Origin of the sequence: Burkholderia crassaminum, assembly GCF_964265005.1 — a bacterium.
Classification (GTDB): domain Bacteria; phylum Pseudomonadota; class Gammaproteobacteria; order Burkholderiales; family Burkholderiaceae; genus Burkholderia.
Genome location: NZ_OZ183799.1, coordinates 2,128,774 through 2,148,313, shown reverse-complemented (window position 1 = coordinate 2,148,313; position 19,540 = coordinate 2,128,774). Strand labels below are relative to the sequence as shown.

The following is a 19,540-nucleotide window of genomic DNA, read 5'->3' as shown; positions in this document are numbered from 1 at the left end:
CGAACGATGACTGAACAGAAACGCAAGATCGAGAAGCTCACCGGCGTCAAAGGCATGAACGACATCCTTCCGCAGGATGCCGGCCTGTGGGAATTCTTCGAAGCTACCGTGAAATCGCTGCTGCGCGCGTATGGCTACCAGAACATCCGCACGCCGATCGTCGAACACACGCAGCTCTTCACGCGCGGCATCGGCGAAGTCACCGACATCGTCGAGAAGGAGATGTACAGCTTCACCGACGCGCTGAACGGCGAGAACCTGACGATGCGCCCGGAAAACACCGCGGCTGTGGTGCGCGCGTCGATCGAGCACAACATGCTGTACGACGGCCCGAAGCGCTTGTGGTACATCGGCCCGATGTTCCGTCACGAGCGCCCGCAACGCGGCCGCTATCGCCAGTTCCACCAGGTCGGCGTCGAGGCGCTCGGCTTCGCGGGCCCCGATGCGGATGCCGAGATCATCATGATGTGCCAGCGCCTGTGGGATGACCTCGGCCTGACCGGCATCAAGCTCGAGATCAACTCGCTCGGCCTTGCGGAAGAGCGTGCCGCACACCGCGTCGAACTGATCAAGTACCTCGAGCAGTTCGCCGACGTGCTGGACGAGGATGCGAAGCGCCGTCTGTATACGAACCCGCTGCGCGTGCTCGACACGAAGAATCCCGCGCTGCAGGAAATCGCGCAGAACGCACCGAAGCTGATCGACTTCCTCGGCGACGAATCGCGCGCGCACTTCGAAGGGCTGCAGCGCCTGCTGCTCGCGAACAACATCCCGTTCAAGATCAACCCGCGTCTCGTGCGTGGCCTCGACTACTACAACCTGACCGTGTTCGAGTGGGTGACCGACAAGCTCGGCGCGCAGGGCACGGTTGCGGCGGGCGGGCGCTACGATCCGCTGATCGAGCAGCTCGGTGGCAAGCCGACCGCGGCGTGCGGCTGGGCGATGGGCATCGAGCGGATCCTCGAACTGCTGAAGGAAGACGATCTCGCGCCCGAGCAGGAAGGCGTCGACGTGTACGTCGTGCACCAGGGTGAGACCGCGCGCGAACAGGCGTTCATCGCGGCCGAGCGCCTGCGCGATACGGGTCTCGACGTGATCTTCCACTGCAGCGCCGACGGCGCGCCGGCGAGCTTCAAGTCGCAAATGAAACGGGCCGACGCAAGCGGCGCCGCGTTCGCGGTGATCTTCGGCGAAGAAGAGGTTGCGAACGGTACGGTGGGCGTGAAGGCGCTGCGCGGTGCGGGCGGAGATGGGGAAAAGAACGTTCAGCAGACCGTACCGGTCGAAGGCTTGACCGAATTCCTAATCAATGCGATGGTTGCATCCGCCGAAGACGGCGACGACTGATCGCGCCGGCATCCGCTCGACAAGAAAGGCCTGAACAGGAAGGAATCGCTCGCCGATGAGTTATCACGACGAACAAGAATCGATTGAAAGTCTCAAGGCGTGGTGGGCCCGCTGGGGCAACCTCACCACGTGGATCGTGCTCGCGGCGCTCGTCGTCGCGGCCGGTTTCAATGGCTGGAACTACTGGCAGCGCCGTCAGGCTGCCGAGGCGTCCGGGCTGTACGAACAGGTCCAGAAGGCTGCCGCCGCGAACGACAAGGCGACGATGGCTCGTGCGGCCGCCGACATGGAAGACAAGTTCGGCAGCACGCCGTATGCGCAGATGACGGCGCTCTCCGCTGCGAAGACGCTTTACGCGGCCGGCGACGCGGCAGGTGCGAAGGCGCAGCTGCAATGGGCTGCCGATCACGCCAAGGATGACGAGTACAAGCAGATCGCGAAGCTGCGTCTCGCTGCGCTGCTGCTCGACGAGAAGGCGTACGACGCGGGCCTCGCGCTGCTGTCGGGTACGCCGGTCGACGCATTCAAGGGCCTCGTGGCCGATCGCCGCGGCGATCTGCTTGCCGCGCAAGGCAAGACCGACGACGCGCGTGCCGCTTACAAGCTCGCGCTCGACGGCCTGTCGAAGGACGACCAGTCTGCGCGCCAGCTCGTGCAGTTCAAGCTGGACGCGCTCGGCGGCTGAACCCCGGTCCCCTCAACCTCTTAACTCTGCTTCGCTAACCGATGAATTTGCTGAAACGTTACGCTGTGCCCGTTGCCTGCGCGGCGGCTGTCCTCGCATTGGCGGCCTGCTCGTCGTCGAAGGACGCGCGCCGCGTGCCGACGCCGCTCACCGAGTTCAAGCCCGTGATGGACGTGCAACAGGTCTGGAAGGCGAGCGTCGGCAAGGGCGGGCGCTACCTGTTCTCGCCGGTGGCCGTGGGCGATGCCGTCTATGCGGCGGGCGAAAACGGTTCGGTCGAGAAGATCGACGCGAAGACGGGCCAGACGCTCTGGCGTTCGAAGGTCGGTTCGGACCTGTCGGCCGGTGTCGGCAGCGACGGCAACCTGACCGCGGTCGGCGCGCTGAAGGGCGGCGTGTTCGTGCTGGGTCCGGACGGCAAGCAACTGTGGAAGACCAGCGTGCAGGGCGAGATCTTCTCGCCGCCGCTCGTCGGCAACGGCCTGGTGGTCGTCCGCACGATCGACGGCCAGGTGATCGCGTTCAACGCGCAGACGGGCGAGCAGAAGTGGAACTACCGCAACCGCGCGGTGCCGCTGAACCTGCGCGTGTCGGCCGGCATGACGTTCGCGGGTGACGCGGCGGTGCTGGCGGGCTTCCCCGGCGGCGGACTGGTCGCGATCAACCTGCAGACGGGCGAGCCGTTCTGGCAGACACCGGTGTCGTTCCCGAAGGGCGTGACCGAGGTCGAGCGCATCAACGACGTCAGCGGCCCGCCGACGCTCGTGGGCGCGGAAGCCTGCGCGGTGACGTTCCAGGGGCAGCTCGGCTGCTTCGATGCGAACTCGGGGCGCCCGCTGTGGGAGAAGGCGTTCTCGAGCCGCAGCGGCCTCGCGCAGGACGATTCGGTCGTCGCCGGCGGCGACGATTGGTCGGTCGTGACCGCGTACGATGCCGCTTCGGGCAACCAGCTCTGGCGCAACGACAAGCTGAAGAGCCGTGACGTCGGCGTGCCGTATCTGCTCGGGCACGCGGTCGTGATGGGCGATTACAAGGGCTTCGTGCACTTCCTGTCGCGTGAAGACGGCACCTTCATCGCACGGATGAAGACCGACGGCAGCGCGATTACGGCGGCGCCGGTCCTCGCGGGCAATACGCTCGTCGTGCAGACGAAGGACGGCGGCCTGTACGGGTTCCGTCCGCGCTGACGCGCAGGAAACATGCGCGAGCGCGGCGCGACGGGCTTGTCCCGCGCGCCGCGCTCGCGCGACTTGAAGGCGGCCGGTGCTCCCGGCCGCTCGGTATTTGAAAGGCAGTTCGAGACGAAAGACGACGGCGCGTAACGCGCGCCCGGCGCGCGCATCCGGCGCTGCGCGAATTCGTGATATTTTCATTCAGCGCAGCCGCCCGCAGCAGCGGGCCTCCCGCTGCTGCGCTTCACCGTAGAAAACACAGATGAAACCGGTCATTGCCCTTGTTGGGCGCCCCAATGTGGGGAAATCCACGCTGTTCAACCGGCTCACACGTTCGCGTGATGCGCTGGTCGCCGACTTGCCGGGCCTGACGCGCGATCGCCATTACGGCGAAGGGCGGACGGGCGAGCGGCCGTACCTGGTCGTCGATACCGGCGGCTTCGAGCCCGTCGCGAAGGACGGCATCCTGCACGAGATGGCGCGCCAGACGCGCCAGGCCGTCGAGGAAGCCGACGTCGTCGTGTTCATCGTCGACGGCCGCAACGGGCTCGCGCCGCAGGACAAGTCGATCGCCGACTACCTGCGCAAGACCGGCCGGCCGATCTTCCTCGTCGTCAACAAGGCGGAGGGGATGAAGTACACGGCGGTCGCGACCGACTTCTATGAGCTCGGGCTCGGCGACCCGCGCGCGATCTCGGCCGCGCACGGCGACGGCGTGACCGACATGATCAACGAAGCGCTGGAGGTCGCGTACGCGGACCGTCCGGCGGAAGAGGACGAGAACGACCCGTCGCGCGGCATCAAGATCGCGATCGTCGGTCGCCCGAACGTCGGCAAGTCGACGCTCGTCAACGCGCTGATCGGCGAGGATCGCGTGATCGCGTTCGACATGCCGGGCACGACGCGCGATTCGATCTATGTCGACTTCGAGCGTAACGGCAAGAAATACACGCTGATCGACACGGCCGGCCTGCGGCGCCGCGGCAAGGTGTTCGAGGCGATCGAGAAGTTCTCGGTCGTGAAGACGCTGCAGTCGATCTCCGACGCGAACGTCGTCATTCTTCTGCTGGATGCGCAGCAGGACATTTCCGACCAGGACGCGCACATCGCCGGCTTCGTCGTCGAGCAGGGCCGCGCGCTCGTGATCGGCGTCAACAAGTGGGACGGGCTCGACGAGCATGCGCGCGATCGGGCGAAAGCGGATTTGACCCGCAAGCTGAAATTCCTCGACTTCGCGAAATCGCACTTCATTTCGGCCACGAAGAAGACGGGCATCGGCACGCTGATGCGCTCGGTCGACGACGCGTACGCGGCGGCAATGGCGAAGCTGCCGACGCCGAAGCTCACGCGCGCGCTGATCGAGGCGGTCGAGTTCCAGCAGCCGCGCCGTCGCGGCCCGGTGCGTCCGAAGCTGCGCTACGCGCACCAGGGCGGCCAGAATCCGCCGATCATCGTCATCCACGGCAATGCACTCGACGCCGTGACGGAAACGTACAAGCGTTACCTGGAAAACCGGTTCCGCGAAACTTTCTCACTGACGGGGACTCCATTGCGCATAGAGTTCCGTTCGTCGAACAATCCGTACGCGGACAAGAGCTGAAGCACGCCTGTTACACCCGTTATGCAAGGGGTCGGCCGCAAGGCCTATGCCCCGGGCTGGCCAGGCAAAATCGGCTATAGTGTAGCGATTGGCGCCGGATCTCTTTTTCTTCGCCGCCAATCCAGATCAACCTGCAAAAAAAGATGGAGTACGCCATGAGCAACAAAGGGCAATTGTTACAAGACCCGTTTTTGAACGCACTGCGCAAAGAGCACGTTCCCGTTTCGATCTACCTCGTCAATGGCATCAAGCTTCAAGGGAACATTGAATCGTTCGACCAGTACGTCGTGTTGCTCCGTAATACGGTGACCCAGATGGTGTACAAGCACGCCATCTCGACGGTCGTGCCGGCGCGTCCGGTGAATTTCCACCCGGACGCGGAAGCCTCGTCCTAACCTATCGCAGCGGCCGGCATCCGGTCGCCGCGAGCGACCGATGCCAGCCGCCTTATCTTGACACCCGATAATTTGATCAACGCAGCGCTCGTCGGCATCGATTTCGGCAAGACCGATTTCGAAGCCAGTCTCGAAGAACTCAGTCTTCTCGCCTCCAGCGCGGGGGCCCGTCCCGCCGTCACCCTCACGGGTCGTCGCGCCAGTCCCGATGCCAAGATGTTCATCGGCAGCGGCAAAGCCGAAGAACTCCGGCTCGCCTGCGACGCGCACAACGTCGAAATCGTCATCTTCAACCACGCACTGGCGCCGGCCCAGCAACGTAATCTGGAGCAGGCACTTAACAGGCGTGTGGTCGATCGCACCAGTCTCATCCTCGACATCTTTGCGCAGCGCGCCCGTAGCCACGAAGGCAAGCTGCAGGTCGAACTCGCGCAGCTTCAGTACCTGTCGACGCGACTCATTCGCGCGTGGACCCACCTCGAACGGCAGAAGGGTGGTATCGGCCTGCGCGGCCCCGGCGAAACCCAGCTCGAAACCGACCGTCGGCTGATCGGCGAGCGCATCAAGATGCTGAAGGCGCGGCTCGACCGGCTGCGCCGGCAACACAGCACGCAACGCCGTCAGCGCGCGCGCAGCGGCACGATGTCGGTGTCGCTCGTCGGCTATACGAACGCGGGCAAGTCGACGCTGTTCAATGCGCTGACCAAAGCGCAGGCGTATGCGGCCGACCAGCTGTTCGCCACGCTCGACACGACGTCGCGGCGCGTGTACCTCGGCGACGAGGTCGGCCAGATCGTTGTGTCGGATACGGTCGGGTTCATCCGCGAGTTGCCTCACCAGTTGGTCGCTGCATTCCGTGCGACCCTCGAGGAAACGATTCACGCGGATCTGCTGCTGCATGTGGTCGATGCATCGAGCGCGGTCAGGCTCGAGCAGATCGAGCAGGTCAACGGCGTGCTGCACGAAATCGGCGCGGACACGATCCGCCAGGTGCTGGTGTTCAACAAGATCGACGCCGTGCCCGAGCTGGCGGCCCGCGGCGACGCGGTCGAGCGGGACGAATATGGTAATATTTCGCGCGTCTTTTTGAGCGCGCGCACCGGTCAGGGTCTTGATACGTTGCGTGCCGCCATCGCCGAAATCGCCTCCGCGGAACACCTCTCCAGCGCGACGTTACCCAGCGGCGCGCTCGACGGCGCACCCGCTGAACCACACGAAGACCACACGATTTCCGAACACGGGCGCTAACCGGTCCCGGCCGGTTCGCCGGCGTCTTATCTGGTGAACAAACTCTGGTGAACGAATACAACGAGCGGAGTACCTGGCGGCGGATGCGCGCCTTGCTGTCGATCAACGATCCCCGCTGGGGACGCGGCGAAGGCAATGGCAAAGACGGATCCCGTCCCCGTCCGAACGAATCGAAGCGTCCGCAAGGCGGCGACGGCGATGGTCCGCCCGACCTCGACGAGATGTGGCGCAACTTCAACCGGCGCCTGAATGGCCTGTTCGGCGGCAAGGGCGGCAACGGTTTCCGTCCTGACAACGGGCGAGCCGCGCGAGTCGGCGTAGGCATCGTGATCGGCGTACTGGTCGCGGTCTACGTGGGCAGCGGGCTGTTCGTCGTGCAGGAAGGCCAGACGGGCGTCGTGCTGCAGCTCGGCAAGCTGTCCGGCACGGTCGGCCAGGGCGTGCACTGGCGCGCGCCGTATCCGTTCGCGTCGCACGAGATCGTCGATACGACGCAGGTTCGCTCGATCGAGATCGGCCGCAACAACGTCGTGCGTCTCGCGAACGTGAAGGAAGCAGCGATGCTGACGCGTGATGCCGATATCGTCGACGTGCGCTTCATCGTCCAGTACCGGATCCGTTCCGCGACCGATTACCTGTTCCGCAGCGTCGATCCCGAGCGCAGCGTCTCGCAGGCCGCCCAGGCTGCGGTACGCGCGATCGTCGGCACGCGCAGCGCGGCCGACGTGCTGAACCAGGACCGCGACGCGCTGCGCGAGCAGCTCTCCGCCGCGATCCAGCGCGATCTCGATCGCTACCAGTCGGGGCTCGAGGTGACGGCCGTCACGATGCAGAGCGTTGCGGCGCCCGAGCAGACGCAGGCCGCGTACGGCGAAGTCGCCAAGGCGCGTGACGAGCGCGAGGCCGCGAAGCGCGCCGCGCAGGCGTATGCGAACGACCTGCTGCCCAAGGCGCAGGGCGATGCCGCGAAGCTCGTCGACGAAGCAAGGGTGTATGCCGATCGCGTGGTCACGGAAGCCGAAGGCGATGCCGACCGCTTCAAGCAGGTCTATGCGCAGTATTCGAAGGCGCCTGCGGTGATCCGTGAGCGGATGTATCTCGAGACGATGCAGGAAATCTATTCGAACTCGACGAAGGTGTTCGTCGGCAACAAGGGCGGCAACAGCGTCGTGTATCTGCCGCTCGACAAGCTCGTCGAGCAGGGGCGACAAAACGCCGCGGCGTCCAACGGCGCGTCCGCGTCCGCACCCGATGCGGCGTCGGCACCGACCGCCGTCGCGCCGACTGCAGCGGCACCCGCGAGTGCGGCGTCGGCTGCGGCGGCGTCGGGCAACGACGTGCTGCGATCGCGCGAAGCGTTTCGCAGCCGGTCGCGCGAAGACGATACGAAGTAACGGGGAGCGCAGAACATGAACCGAATCATTGCGCTCGTCGTCGCAATCGTGATCGTTGCCTTCGCGGCATCCTCGACCGTCCTTACCGTCGATCCGCGCCATGCAGCCGTGCTGTCGGGGCGCGACGGCGCGCAGCCCGAGCTGGCGGGGCCCGGCATCCATTTCAAATTGCCGCCGCCGCTGCAGACGGCCACGCTGATCGACACGCGCCTGCAATCGCTCGAGTCGTCGGATCCGCTGCAACTGGCAACGGAAGACAAGCACGACCTGCTCGTCGCCTATGCGGTGAAGTACCGGATCAGCGATCCGATGAAGTATTTCACGGCGACGGGGGGCGACCCGGCGGCAGCGGGCGAACGTCTGGGCGGCGCACTGAAGAGTGCACTCGGCGACGCGTTCGGCAAGCATGCGCTCGACGATGCGCTCGGCGGCCAGCGCGCGATCGCTGATGCGGCCCGCGACGAAGTGAAGGCAAAGGCATCCGCTTTTGGCGTCGACGTGGTCGATGTCCAGCTGACGCGCGTCGACTTGCCGGCCGCGCAGACCGATGCCGTCTATCAGCGGATGATCGGCGCACTGCGCGATCAGGCGGCACAGGTGCGTGCGCAAGGCACGGCCGACGTCGAGCAGATCAAGGCCGACGCCGAACGCGAGCAGCAGGCCGTGCTCGCGAACGCGTACAAGTCCGCGCAGACGATCAAGGGCGAGGGCGACGCGAAGGCCGCGACGATTGCCGCCGACGCGTTCGGCCGCGATCCGCAGTTCTATCAGTTCTACGCGAGCCTGCAGGCTTACCGGAACACGTTCAAGCGCAACGACATCATCGTCGTCGATCCCGACAGCGAGTTCTTCCGCTTCATGCGCAGTCCGACGGGCGGTGCCGCACCGGCGGCGCCTGCTCCCCGCAAACACTGACTTTGGGGCGCCGCGTCGAGCGGCGCCGTCGCTCGCATGGACCTGGCTGGCTCGTTGTTGCTCGCAGTAGCGCTGATGCTGATCATCGAGGGGGCGTTCCCCTTCGTGTTTCCCGTCGCCTGGCGCGACACGTTTCGTAGAATAGCTGAGCGGCCGCCGCATCATATCCGGATCGGCGGGCTGATCGTGATGGTGCTCGGGCTCATACTGCTGCTGCTCGCTACCTGACCGGGGACCAGATCCGGACGGCGCATCCGCCGTTCGTCCCGCCCGAATTCAGAATTTCCGATTCACATCGCGGCGCGCGTGTCGCGCGCTGTTTCCTGTCGTAGGACCGTACCGATGTCGACCTGGTTACTTCCCGAGAATATCGCCGACGTACTGCCGTCGGAAGCGCGCAAGATCGAGGAGCTGCGCCGCAGGCTGCTTGACCGCTTCCGTTCGTATGGCTACGAGATGGTGATGCCGCCGCTGCTCGAGTATCTCGAGTCGCTGCTGACGAGCGGCGGCGCCGACCTGCGCCTGCGCACCTTCAAGCTGGTCGACCAGTTGTCGGGCCGCACGCTCGGCCTGCGTGCGGACATCACGCCGCAGGTCGCGCGGATCGACGCGCACCTGTTGAATCGCCAGGGCGTGACGCGCCTTTGCTATGCGGGTCACGTGATGCATACGCGTCCGCGCGGCCTGCACGCGACGCGCGAGCAGATCCAGATCGGCGCGGAAATCTATGGTCATGCCGGGCTGGAAGCCGACCTCGAGATCCAGCAACTGATGCTCGATGCGCTGCATCTCGCGGGCCTGTCGCGCATCCGTCTCGACCTCGGCCACGCGGGCGTGCTCGCGGCGCTGCTGGCGCGCGACGCGCAGGCTGCCGAGCGCGGCGAGTCGCTGTATGACGCACTGTCGGGCAAGGATGTGCCACTGCTGAACGAACTCACCGACGATCTCGGCGCCGATACGCGCGCCGCGCTGCGCGCGCTGCCGCACCTCTATGGCGACGCGAGCGTGCTCGCCGAGGCGCGGGCGAAGTTGCCAGTGCTGCCGGAAATCACGCGGGCGCTCGACGATCTGGCGCAGCTCGCGGCCCAGGCGAAGGGTGCCGAAGTGGCGATCGATCTCGGCGATCTGCGTGGCTATGCGTATCACAGCGGCGCGATGTTCAGCGCCTACATCGACGGCGTGCCGAACGCGATCGCACGGGGCGGTCGCTACGACCACGTCGGCCAGGCGTATGGCCGTGCCCGTCCGGCCACGGGCTTCTCGCTCGACCTGCGCGAACTCGCACGGATTTCCCCGGTCGAGGCACGCGGTACCGCGATTCTCGCGCCGTGGGCGCAGGACGACGCGCTGAGCGCAGCCGTTGCGGCGCTGCGCGATGCGGGCGAGGTCGTGATCCAGGCGCTGCCGGGCCACGATCATGTACTCGACGAGTTCGCCTGCGACCGGTCGCTCGTCGAGCGCGACGGTGCATGGGTGGTCGAACCCCGGTAAACAGGCGTTCGCGGGACGTGCTTCGGCGTGCATATCGTTGAAGCTAAACGGAAAAATTCGGAATCGCCCGCGAACATAGGTAGAATACGTTTTTAACCAGCTAACGAATCAACATGTCTGCCAGCGCAGTGAACGTGACTCCCGGGCGCAATGTCGTCGTCGTGGGAACGCAATGGGGTGATGAAGGCAAGGGCAAGATCGTCGACTGGCTGACGGACCACGCTCAAGGCGTCGTGCGTTTCCAGGGCGGTCACAACGCCGGCCACACCCTCATCATCGGCGGCAAGAAGACAATCTTGCGCCTCATTCCGTCGGGCATCATGCGTGAAGGCGTCGCCTGCTACATCGGCAACGGCGTCGTCCTGTCCCCCGAAGCACTGTTCAAGGAAATCGGCGAGCTGGAAGAGGCCGGCGTGAACGTGCGCGACCGCCTGTTCATTTCCGAAGCCACGACGCTGATCCTGCCGTACCACATCGCGATCGACCAGGCGCGCGAAGCGCGCAAGGGCGCGGGCAAGATCGGCACGACGGGCCGTGGCATCGGCCCCGCGTACGAAGACAAGGTCGGCCGCCGCGCGCTGCGCGTGCAGGACCTGTTCGACGCGAAGACCTTCGCCGACCGCCTGCGCGAAAACCTCGATTTCCACAACTTCGTGCTGACCCAGTACCTGGGTGGCGCGGCCGTCGATTTCCAGGCTACGCTCGACACGATGCTCGGTTATGCCGACCGCCTGAAGCCGATGGTGGCCGACGTGTCGCGCCGCCTGTACGACGCGAACAATGCGGGCCAGAACCTGCTGTTCGAAGGCGCACAAGGCACGCTGCTCGACATCGATCACGGCACCTATCCGTTCGTCACGTCGAGCAACTGCGTCGCAGGTGCGGCGTCGGCCGGCGCGGGCGTGGGCCCGCAGAAGCTCAACTACATCCTCGGCATCACGAAGGCATATTGCACGCGCGTCGGCTCGGGCCCGTTCCCGAGCGAACTGTACGACGCGGACAATCCGCAGCGTCAGGACCAGGTCGGCGTCACGCTCGCCAACGTCGGCAAGGAATTCGGTTCGGTCACCGGCCGTCCGCGCCGCACGGGCTGGCTCGATGCGGCCGCGCTGCGCCGCTCGATCCAGATCAACGGCGTGTCGGGCCTGTGCATGACGAAGCTCGACGTGCTCGACGGCCTCGACGAAGTCAAGCTGTGCGTCGGCTACAAGATCGACGGCAAGGATGCGGACATCCTGCCGCGCGGTGCAGCCGACGTGGCGCGTTGCGAACCCGTGTACGAAACGTTCCCCGGCTGGAAGGAAAGCACGGTCGGCATCAAGACGTGGGAAGCGCTGCCGGCGAACGCGCAGGCTTACCTGACTCGCGTCCAGGAAGTGGCTGGCGTGCCGGTCGACATGGTGTCGACGGGCCCGGACCGCGACGAAACGATCCTGCTCCGCCATCCGTTCAAGGTGTAATTTTCAGATGACGCAGCAAATCACGATGACGGCGGCAGACTTGATGACTGATCCGCGCAACGACGACAAGAACCTGTGGGTAGGCTGGGACGAGTATCACCGTCTCATCGAGCTGCTCGCGCTCCAGGTGCATGCATCGGGCTGGAAGTTCGACCAGATCCTGTGCCTCGCGCGCGGCGGCCTGCGCGTCGGCGATCAACTGTCGCGCATCTACGACGTGCCGCTCGCGATCCTCGCGACGAGTTCGTACCGGGAAGCGGCCGGCACCGAGCAGGGCGACCTCGACATCGCGCAGTACATCACGATGACGCGCGGCAACCTGGCGGGCAACGTGCTGCTGGTCGACGATCTCGTCGATTCGGGCGTCACGCTTGCGCGCGTGCAGGAGCATCTGAAGGAGCGCTATCCGTCCGTGACGGCCGTGCGTTCGGCCGTGCTCTGGTACAAGGGGTGCTCGAAGGTCAAGCCCGACTATCACACGCAGTATCTGCCGACGAATCCGTGGATTCATCAGCCGTTCGAGGAGTGGGACACGGTTCGCCCGCACAACCTCGAGGCGTGGATCAAGCGCGGTCGCGCACAGCGCGACGGTTCGGGCGCGTAAGCGGCCGGCCAATCGAAGGAAAGCCTTGTACGGCGCCGCTTGCGGCGCCGTTTTTCATTGGGACGCCATGTGCGGCGGCGCCGCGCGCGCCGCGGACCCGGTAGGCAGACGGCGCTGCCCCGGCTATGATTGGCAGCCCTGCCACAGCTTGCGCCGGATTGCATGCGTAGCGTGGATCTCGTGGTTCCACGGCAACAGAGCAGGGCGGCGTTTCACGGGGGCGCGAGTAGAATAGCGCTCGTTTTGTCCGACCCGGACCCGATTATTACGCTTCATATGAACGACACGATCCACGCGACCGACGCCGCACAAGCGCCGCATTCGACGCAACAACACTCGATGCGGGCGCTAGCGATAGCAGCCATCGGCGTCGTGTTCGGCGACATCGGCACCAGCCCCTTGTATTCGCTCAAGGAGGCGTTCAGCCCCGCACACGGCATTCCGCTCACCGAAGGATCGATTCTCGGCGTGATCTCGCTGCTGTTCTGGGCAATCATCCTGGTGGTCGGCATCAAGTACCTGCTGTTCGTGATGCGGGCCGACAACAACGGCGAAGGCGGAGTGCTTGCGCTGATGGCGCTGTCGTTGCGGCCGCTCGACTCGAAGACCCGCGTTGCGGGCGCGCTGATGGCGCTCGGGATATTCGGCGCGTGCATGTTCTACGGGGACGCGGTGATCACGCCGGCGATCTCGGTGATGTCGGCGGTCGAAGGTCTCGAAATCGCGACACCGCACCTGTCCCATCTCGTGCTGCCGATCACGATCGTGATCCTGATCGCGCTGTTCTGGATCCAGCGTCATGGCACCGCGCTGGTCGGCAAACTGTTCGGCCCGATCATGGTGCTGTGGTTCATCGTGATCGCGGCGCTCGGCGTGTACCACATCGTGCGCGTGCCGGGCATCATGGCGGCCATCAACCCGTATTACGCGGCGTCGTTCATGGCTGATCACCTGCTGCAGGCGTACGTGGTGCTCGGCTCGGTCGTGCTGGTGCTGACCGGCGCGGAAGCGCTCTACGCGGACATGGGCCACTTCGGCGCGAAGCCGATCCGCATCGCCGCCTACGGGCTCGTGATGCCGTCGCTCGTGCTGAACTACTTCGGCCAGGGCGCGCTGCTGATCCAGAACCCGAAGGCGATCGAGAACCCGTTCTTCCTGCTGGCACCCGAATGGGGACTGCTGCCGCTCGTCGTGCTGTCGACGGTCGCGACCGTGATCGCGTCGCAGGCGGTGATCTCGGGCGCGTATTCGCTGACGTCGCAGGCCATCCAGCTCGGTTACGTGCCGCGCATGAAAGTGCTGCATACGTCGGAACTGGCGATCGGCCAGATCTACGTGCCGGTCGTGAACTGGCTGCTGCTGTTCGTGATCCTCTGCATCGTCATCGGCTTCAAGAGCTCCGACAACCTCGCGGCTGCGTACGGCATCGCGGTGACGGCGACGATGGTGATCACGACCGTGCTCGCCGCGGTCGTGATGGTGAAGGTGTGGAACTGGAACCGGCTGCTGGTCGGCGCGATCATCGCCGTGTTCCTCGCGGTCGACCTCGGCTTCTTCGGCGCGAACCTGCTGAAGGTTGCGCAGGGCGGCTGGCTGCCGCTCGGCATCGGCGCGCTGCTGTTCTTCCTGCTGATGACCTGGTACAAGGGGCGTCACATCGTCAAGGAGCGCACGGCTGCCGACGGTATTCCGCTCGAGCCGTTCCTGCAGGGGCTGCTCGCGCATCCGCCGCATCGCGTGTCGGGCACCGCGATCTACCTGACCGGCAACGACAAGCTCGTGCCCGTCAGCCTGCTGCACAACCTGAAGCACAACAAGGTGCTGCACGAGCGGACCATTTTCCTCACGTTCGTGACGCGCGACATTCCCTACGTGCGCGACGACAAGCGCCAGACCTCGCGTGATGCGGGCGGCGGGCTGTACATCGTCAGGGCCGAGTACGGCTTCAACGAGACGCCGGACGTGAAGGCCGTGCTCGAGGAATTCGGTCGCATGCACGACATGACGTTCGAGTTGATGGACACGTCGTTCTTCCTCGCGCGCGAAACGGTCGTGCCGACGCATCTGCCCGGGATGTCGATCTGGCGCGAGCGCGTGTTCGCGTGGATGCACCAGAATGCCGCGAAGCCGACCGACTTCTTCTCGATTCCGGCGAACCGCGTGGTCGAACTCGGGACGAAGATCGAGATCTGACCGGGCGCGGCGCGCGGGCCGTTCAGCCGCGCGCCGCCGAGTCTGCCGAACAGGCAATCAGGCCGCGATCGTCCGCATCGCCGGCCGCGAACGCAGCCGCATAGCGCTGCGTATCCCGCGCGACCCAATCCAGATAGCCGCGTATCCAGTATCGGCAGCCGTCGACGAGGCCGTGCACGCGCGTGTCCGCATGCTGTGCGAGTGCATCGGCGCACAGGACGAACGCGCTGATTTCGGCGCGCACACGTTCGGCCGTGTAGTCGACGCTTGCCTGCAGCGTATGGCCGCGGGAAGCGTGGATCATCACCATGTTCCGGAACTGCCCGGGCTGGCGCGCTTCGACGCCGATGCTCTGGATGTCGTTGCTCCAGCAGACGATATGGTTCGCGTGCCGGCACAGTGTCTGGATTTCCGGCCGATGAAACGTATCGGGCGGGACGGCGCCGGAATTGGCCGCGTCCGCCAGCGCGAGGCACGGATTCATCCCGCTCGTGTGACGCCGGATCGTTTCGTATTGCTGCACTGCGATCGGCTCGGGCCGCAGGTGGCCGATAATCTGCAGCCCGGCCGTGGTGGCCCACAGGCGCATGCCTTGTGCGAAGCGCGCGAAATGTTCGGGCGACAGGCGCGCGCGCAGGCGCTGACACAGATCGAACCACGCTCGCTCGCCATATACAGGCTGGGGGGATGTACATTCGTAGTCGAGCACATCGATCATCGCGGTCAGATTGCGCAACGTATCAGGGCCTACCGGCTCGACGCGGTCGACGAACAGGTCGTCGACGAGAAAGAACCACACGAAATAATCGGCGAGCGCTTGCAGCAGCGAAGGATCGGCGTTCGGGTAACAGCGCGAGGCGAGCCAGCCGTATCGGGTGCGCGCGACGCGTTCCCGGTAGGCGTCGCTGATGAACATGCCGTATGCGTCGGCCCATTCGAGCATGCGCGATTCGATTCGTTCGACGTGCGGTGAACAGGCACCGGCCCACGGGACGTCGAAAACGGGAATGCGCAATGCGGCCAGTTCGGTTTTCAGATGGTCGTCTTCCATGGTTCCCCGATCCATTTTTCGCGAATCCGTCCCGGTTCGCCGGCCGGGCGAATACCGGATGCAATGCGTCGCGAATCGACTGCAAAAAGCGAGACTGAAACAAGCGAGGCCGGATATTCACGGCGCATCCGAGCGCCGCGGAAAATCCTGCCGCTGAGCTGAAAGATCGCTGCTTGTTACGGAAGCATCAAAATACGGCCGTTCGAAAATTTATTTTATGTACCGATCGTGAAGCGTCAAGAAAACGCATGTCAGAACGCGGATTGTTTAATTCGCCGATTAAACGTGAGGGAATGGTGATGAAAACGCGCACATTCGGTTTTCATCGCGGATATTGAAATGCACGCGACGATTCAATAAAAAAACCCGCCGTAAGGCGGGTTTTTTCGTACGTTGACGCTTTTCGCGTGCTCAGCGCTTCAGCTTCGCGAATGCCGCGGCCATTGCGCCGGCCGGTTCCGGCTCGCGCGAACGCTGCGGGCGGGCGGCGCCGCGCCCCGCGTTGCCGCGATCCTGGCCACCGCGCGACGGCATGCCGGGCGCTGCCGCGTCGTCGTCGAGGCGCATCGTCAGCGCAATGCGCTGGCGTTTCACGTCGACGTCGAGCACCTTCACCTTGACGACCTGGCCCGCCTTCACGACTTCGTGCGGATCCTTGATGAACTTCGTCGACATCGCGGACACGTGGACGAGGCCGTCCTGGTGGACACCGATGTCCACGAACGCGCCGAACGCGGCGACGTTCGTCACGACGCCTTCGAGCGTCATGCCCGGCACGAGATCCGACACTTTCTCGACGCCTTCGCGGAACGTCGCGGTCTTGAATTCGGGGCGCGGATCGCGGCCCGGCTTCTCCAGTTCGGACAGGATGTCGCGCACGGTCGGCAGGCCGAAACGTTCGTCGACAAATTCCGTCGGGGACAGGCCCGACAGCGCTTCGCGGCTGCCGAGCACGTCGTCGATGCGCTTGCTGATCTTCGCGAGCATCCGCTCGACGACCGGATACGCTTCCGGGTGCACCGACGAGCGGTCGAGCGGATTCTCGCCGCCGTTGATGCGCAGGAAGCCGGCGGCCTGTTCGAAGGTCTTGTCGCCGAGGCGCGGGACCTTGCGCAGGTGCTCGCGCGACGGGAACGGGCCGTTCGCATCGCGGTAGTCGACGATGTTGCGTGCGAGCGTCGCGTTCAGGCCCGACACGCGCGCCAGCAGCGGGGCAGACGCCGTGTTCGCGTCGACGCCGACCGCGTTCACGCAGTCTTCGACGACCGCGTCGAGCGAGCGGGCGAGTTCGCGCTGGTTCACGTCGTGCTGGTACTGGCCGACGCCGATCGCCTTCGGCTCGATCTTCACGAGCTCGGCGAGCGGATCCTGCAGGCGGCGCGCGATCGATACGGCGCCGCGCAGCGACACGTCCATTTCGGGGAATTCCTTCGCCGCGAGTTCGGACGCCGAGTAGACCGATGCGCCGGCTTCCGACACGACGATTTTCTGCAGGCGCAGTTCCGGGTGCTTCGCGATCAGTTCGCTCGCGAGCTTGTCGGTTTCGCGCGACGCGGTGCCGTTGCCGATGCTGATCAGCTCGGCCTGCGTCTGCGCGGCGATGCGCGCGAGTTTCGCGATCGAGCCGTCCCAGTCGCGGCGCGGCTCGTGCGGGTAGATCGTGTCGGTCGCGAGCACCTTGCCGGTGCGGTCGACGACCGCGACCTTCACGCCCGTGCGCAGGCCGGGGTCGAGACCGATCACGGCCTTCGGGCCGGCCGGCGCGGCCAGCAGCAGGTCGTTCAGGTTGCGCGCGAACACGCGGATCGCTTCCGTTTCGGCCGTTTCGCGCAATTGCGTGAGCAGCTCGTTCTCGATATGCGGCTGCACCTTCACGCGCCAGCACCAGCGGCAGACATCCGACAGCCATTTGTCGGCCGGGCGGTTCTGGTTCGCGATGCCGAAATGGCGCGCGATCATCGCCTCGCCGGGATGGGGCACCTGCGCGTCGAGCTCTTCGCCGAGGCCGAGCTTGACCGTCAGCACGCCTGCATTACGGGCGCGGAACAGCGCGAGTGCGCGATGCGACGGCACGGTCTTGATTGTTTCCGCGTAGTCGTAATAGTCGCGGAATTTCTCGCCTTCCTCGTTTTCCTTGCCCTCGACGACGGCCGACGACACGACGCCCTGGTTGTGCAGGTAGTCGCGCAGCTTGCCGAGCAGCTCGGCCGTTTCACCGAACTGTTCGGACAGGATGTCGCGCGCACCGTCGAGCGCGGCCTTCACGTCGGCGACGCCCTTGTCGGCGTCGACATAGGCGGCCGCCTCGACCTGCGGGTCGAGCAGCGGATTCGCGAGCAGCGCCTGCGCGAGCGGCTCGAGGCCGGCCTCGCGGGCGATCTGCGCACGCGTGCGGCGCTTCGGCTTGTACGGCAGGTAAAGGTCTTCGAGCACCTGCTTGCTGTCGGCCGTATCGATCGCGGCGCGCAGCTCGTCCGTCAGCTTGCCCTGTTCGTCGATGCTCGACAGGATCGTCGCGCGGCGATCCTCGAGCTCGCGCAGATACAGGAGACGCTCCTCGAGGTTGCGCAGCTGCGTGTCGTCCAGGTTGCCGGTCACTTCCTTGCGGTACCGGGCAATGAACGGAACGGTCGAGCCTTCGTCGAGGAGTTGCACGGCCGCCGCGACCTGGCGCGGCTGGACGGACAGTTCGGTGGCGATGCGCTGTACGATCTTGAGTGCTACGGTTTCCGTCATGTCGTGGATGATCTGCCTGCTGAAATCGCGGCGCGGGCCGGCAGGCCCGAAGCGGCGGGCTGCATGGCGGGCCCGACGGGCCAGATGCCGCGGGTGAGTGAAGCGGGGCATTTTGCCATAAATGGCGGAGCGTCCAGCCGGGGGTGATAGAATTTGACACATGTCCCGCAGCTTTCCTACGACGTTGCCAACTTCCCGAATTTCTCTCGTCGCGCTCGGCGCAGCGCTCGCCGCGGCTTTGTCTGCCGGGCCTTCCGGCGCGTTCGCGCAAGCTTCGGGCGCCACTGCGCCGGCCGCTGCCGCGGCCGCACCGGTGACGGCCACGGCCGCACCGGACTTCGACGCCCGTCAAAAAGTGCTCAATCAACGCTCCGCGGAAAACGATTATCGTTATGCGGTGGCCGAGCACGACTGTTACAGCAAGTTCTTCGTCAATCACTGTCTCGGCAAGGCGCGTGAACAGATGCGCGACGAGCGGGCGAGCATCCGCCAGGAGCAGCTCGCGCTCAACGACGAGCAGCGGGCGGTGCGCGCACAGCAGCGTGACCAGCAGCAGGCGCTGAAGGCGGCGCAGGATGCGGCACAAGCGCCGCAGCGCGCGGCGAACGACGCGGCAAACGCCGCTGCGTTCCGCGACAAGCAGGAGCAGAATGCGCTGAAGCAGGCGCAGCGTGGCGCGGAAGGGCCGCAGCGCGCGGCGAGCAAGCAGGCATACGACCAGAAGCAGGGCGACTTCCAGCACAAGCTCGACCAGGCGCACCAGCAGGCCGGGCAGAAGGCGCAGGAGCGTGCGGACAACGCCGCGCGCTACGAGCAGAAGCAGAAGGAGGCCGCGCAGCACAAGGCCGATGTCGAGCAGCGTCAGAAGGAAGCGACCGAAAAGGCGCAGCAGAAGCAACAGCAGGGGCAGTAACGTGTTGGATTGATCCGGAATCAGTCTCGTGCGCGCTGGCACGCCAGCCGGCGCGCTGCTTCGATGAGGAGGCAAACATGCAAAACCGTCTCACGGAACAGCAGCAGGAATTGCACAACCGTTTGGCTGCATTGCAGGAGCAGCACCAGCAGCTCGCTCGGGAGATCGAGCTGAAGGAAGGACACTCCGACATCGACGACATCACGCTGCACCGGCTGAAGAAGGAAAAGCTGGCGGCCAAGGACAAAATCATTTTGCTGCAATCGCAGCTGGAACCGGATAAGCGCGCCTGAGCGCGGCCTGGCAAGCGCCGGCGCCGCCCGGGCGCTGGACACA

At 65.3% G+C, this 19,540-nt stretch carries 17 protein-coding genes; 15 read left to right on the top strand and 2 right to left on the bottom strand.

Annotation, left to right across the window (positions count from 1 at the left end):
* Positions 1–6 precede the first annotated feature (6 nt).
* From hisS to ACPTTF_RS09810, 13 genes are all read left to right on the top strand, one after another.
* Positions 7–1,347: a histidine--tRNA ligase gene (hisS, locus tag ACPTTF_RS09870; RefSeq protein WP_011352261.1), complete on the top strand. Its 1,341-nt coding sequence runs from the start codon at positions 7–9 to the stop codon at positions 1,345–1,347.
* Between the two features lie 55 nt (positions 1,348–1,402).
* Positions 1,403–2,032 (top strand): tetratricopeptide repeat protein, encoded by a 630-nt coding sequence (locus ACPTTF_RS09865; protein WP_423371072.1) that lies wholly within the window; start codon positions 1,403–1,405, stop codon positions 2,030–2,032.
* 41 nt (positions 2,033–2,073) lie between these two features.
* Entirely contained in the window at positions 2,074–3,219 is a 1,146-nt protein-coding gene (bamB, locus tag ACPTTF_RS09860; RefSeq protein ID WP_423371071.1) for an outer membrane protein assembly factor BamB, read from the top strand.
* A gap of 247 nt (positions 3,220–3,466) precedes the next feature.
* Positions 3,467–4,804 (top strand): ribosome biogenesis GTPase Der, encoded by a 1,338-nt coding sequence (der, locus tag ACPTTF_RS09855; protein WP_166965740.1) that lies wholly within the window; start codon positions 3,467–3,469, stop codon positions 4,802–4,804.
* A gap of 155 nt (positions 4,805–4,959) precedes the next feature.
* Positions 4,960–5,199 carry an RNA chaperone Hfq gene (gene hfq, locus ACPTTF_RS09850; protein ID WP_006399927.1) on the top strand — a complete coding sequence of 80 codons (240 nt, stop codon included), beginning with the start codon at positions 4,960–4,962 and terminating at the stop codon, positions 5,197–5,199.
* 72 nt (positions 5,200–5,271) lie between these two features.
* Positions 5,272–6,447, top strand: coding sequence for a GTPase HflX (hflX, locus tag ACPTTF_RS09845; protein WP_423371870.1), 1,176 nt, complete (start codon positions 5,272–5,274; stop codon positions 6,445–6,447).
* A gap of 47 nt (positions 6,448–6,494) precedes the next feature.
* Entirely contained in the window at positions 6,495–7,841 is a 1,347-nt protein-coding gene (gene hflK / locus ACPTTF_RS09840) for an FtsH protease activity modulator HflK (RefSeq protein WP_423371070.1), read from the top strand.
* Between the two features lie 15 nt (positions 7,842–7,856).
* Positions 7,857–8,756, top strand: coding sequence for a protease modulator HflC (gene hflC, locus ACPTTF_RS09835; RefSeq protein ID WP_166965734.1), 900 nt, complete (start codon positions 7,857–7,859; stop codon positions 8,754–8,756).
* 36 nt (positions 8,757–8,792) lie between these two features.
* Positions 8,793–8,984: a DUF2065 domain-containing protein gene (locus ACPTTF_RS09830; protein WP_011352254.1), complete on the top strand. Its 192-nt coding sequence runs from the start codon at positions 8,793–8,795 to the stop codon at positions 8,982–8,984.
* A 114-nt stretch (positions 8,985–9,098) separates the two neighbouring features.
* Positions 9,099–10,247, top strand: coding sequence for an ATP phosphoribosyltransferase regulatory subunit (locus ACPTTF_RS09825; protein ID WP_423371069.1), 1,149 nt, complete (start codon positions 9,099–9,101; stop codon positions 10,245–10,247).
* A 113-nt stretch (positions 10,248–10,360) separates the two neighbouring features.
* On the top strand, positions 10,361–11,707 hold the full coding sequence (locus ACPTTF_RS09820) for an adenylosuccinate synthase (RefSeq protein WP_166965732.1): 1,347 nt from the start codon (positions 10,361–10,363) through the stop codon (positions 11,705–11,707).
* Between the two features lie 7 nt (positions 11,708–11,714).
* Positions 11,715–12,311: a phosphoribosyltransferase gene (locus tag ACPTTF_RS09815; protein ID WP_166965730.1), complete on the top strand. Its 597-nt coding sequence runs from the start codon at positions 11,715–11,717 to the stop codon at positions 12,309–12,311.
* Positions 12,312–12,587: 276 nt separating this feature from the next.
* Positions 12,588–14,504 (top strand): potassium transporter Kup, encoded by a 1,917-nt coding sequence (locus ACPTTF_RS09810; RefSeq protein ID WP_423371068.1) that lies wholly within the window; start codon positions 12,588–12,590, stop codon positions 14,502–14,504.
* Between the two features lie 22 nt (positions 14,505–14,526).
* On the opposite strand, the gene ACPTTF_RS09805 is transcribed toward ACPTTF_RS09810, so the two are convergent.
* Both ACPTTF_RS09805 and ACPTTF_RS09800 read right to left on the bottom strand, forming a co-directional pair.
* Positions 14,527–15,555, bottom strand: coding sequence for a terpene synthase family protein (locus ACPTTF_RS09805; protein ID WP_423371067.1), 1,029 nt, complete (start codon positions 15,553–15,555; stop codon positions 14,527–14,529).
* Between the two features lie 411 nt (positions 15,556–15,966).
* Positions 15,967–18,291, bottom strand: a complete 2,325-nt coding sequence (locus ACPTTF_RS09800; protein WP_423371066.1) for a Tex family protein — start codon at positions 18,289–18,291, stop codon at positions 15,967–15,969.
* Positions 18,292–18,451: 160 nt separating this feature from the next.
* On the opposite strand from ACPTTF_RS09800, the gene ACPTTF_RS09795 reads away from it, so the two are divergent.
* Both ACPTTF_RS09795 and ACPTTF_RS09790 read left to right on the top strand, forming a co-directional pair.
* Positions 18,452–19,204, top strand: a complete 753-nt coding sequence (locus ACPTTF_RS09795) for a hypothetical protein (protein ID WP_423371065.1) — start codon at positions 18,452–18,454, stop codon at positions 19,202–19,204.
* A gap of 77 nt (positions 19,205–19,281) precedes the next feature.
* Positions 19,282–19,497, top strand: a complete 216-nt coding sequence (locus ACPTTF_RS09790) for a YdcH family protein (RefSeq protein WP_034181296.1) — start codon at positions 19,282–19,284, stop codon at positions 19,495–19,497.
* The last annotated feature ends 43 nt before the right edge of the window (positions 19,498–19,540 follow it).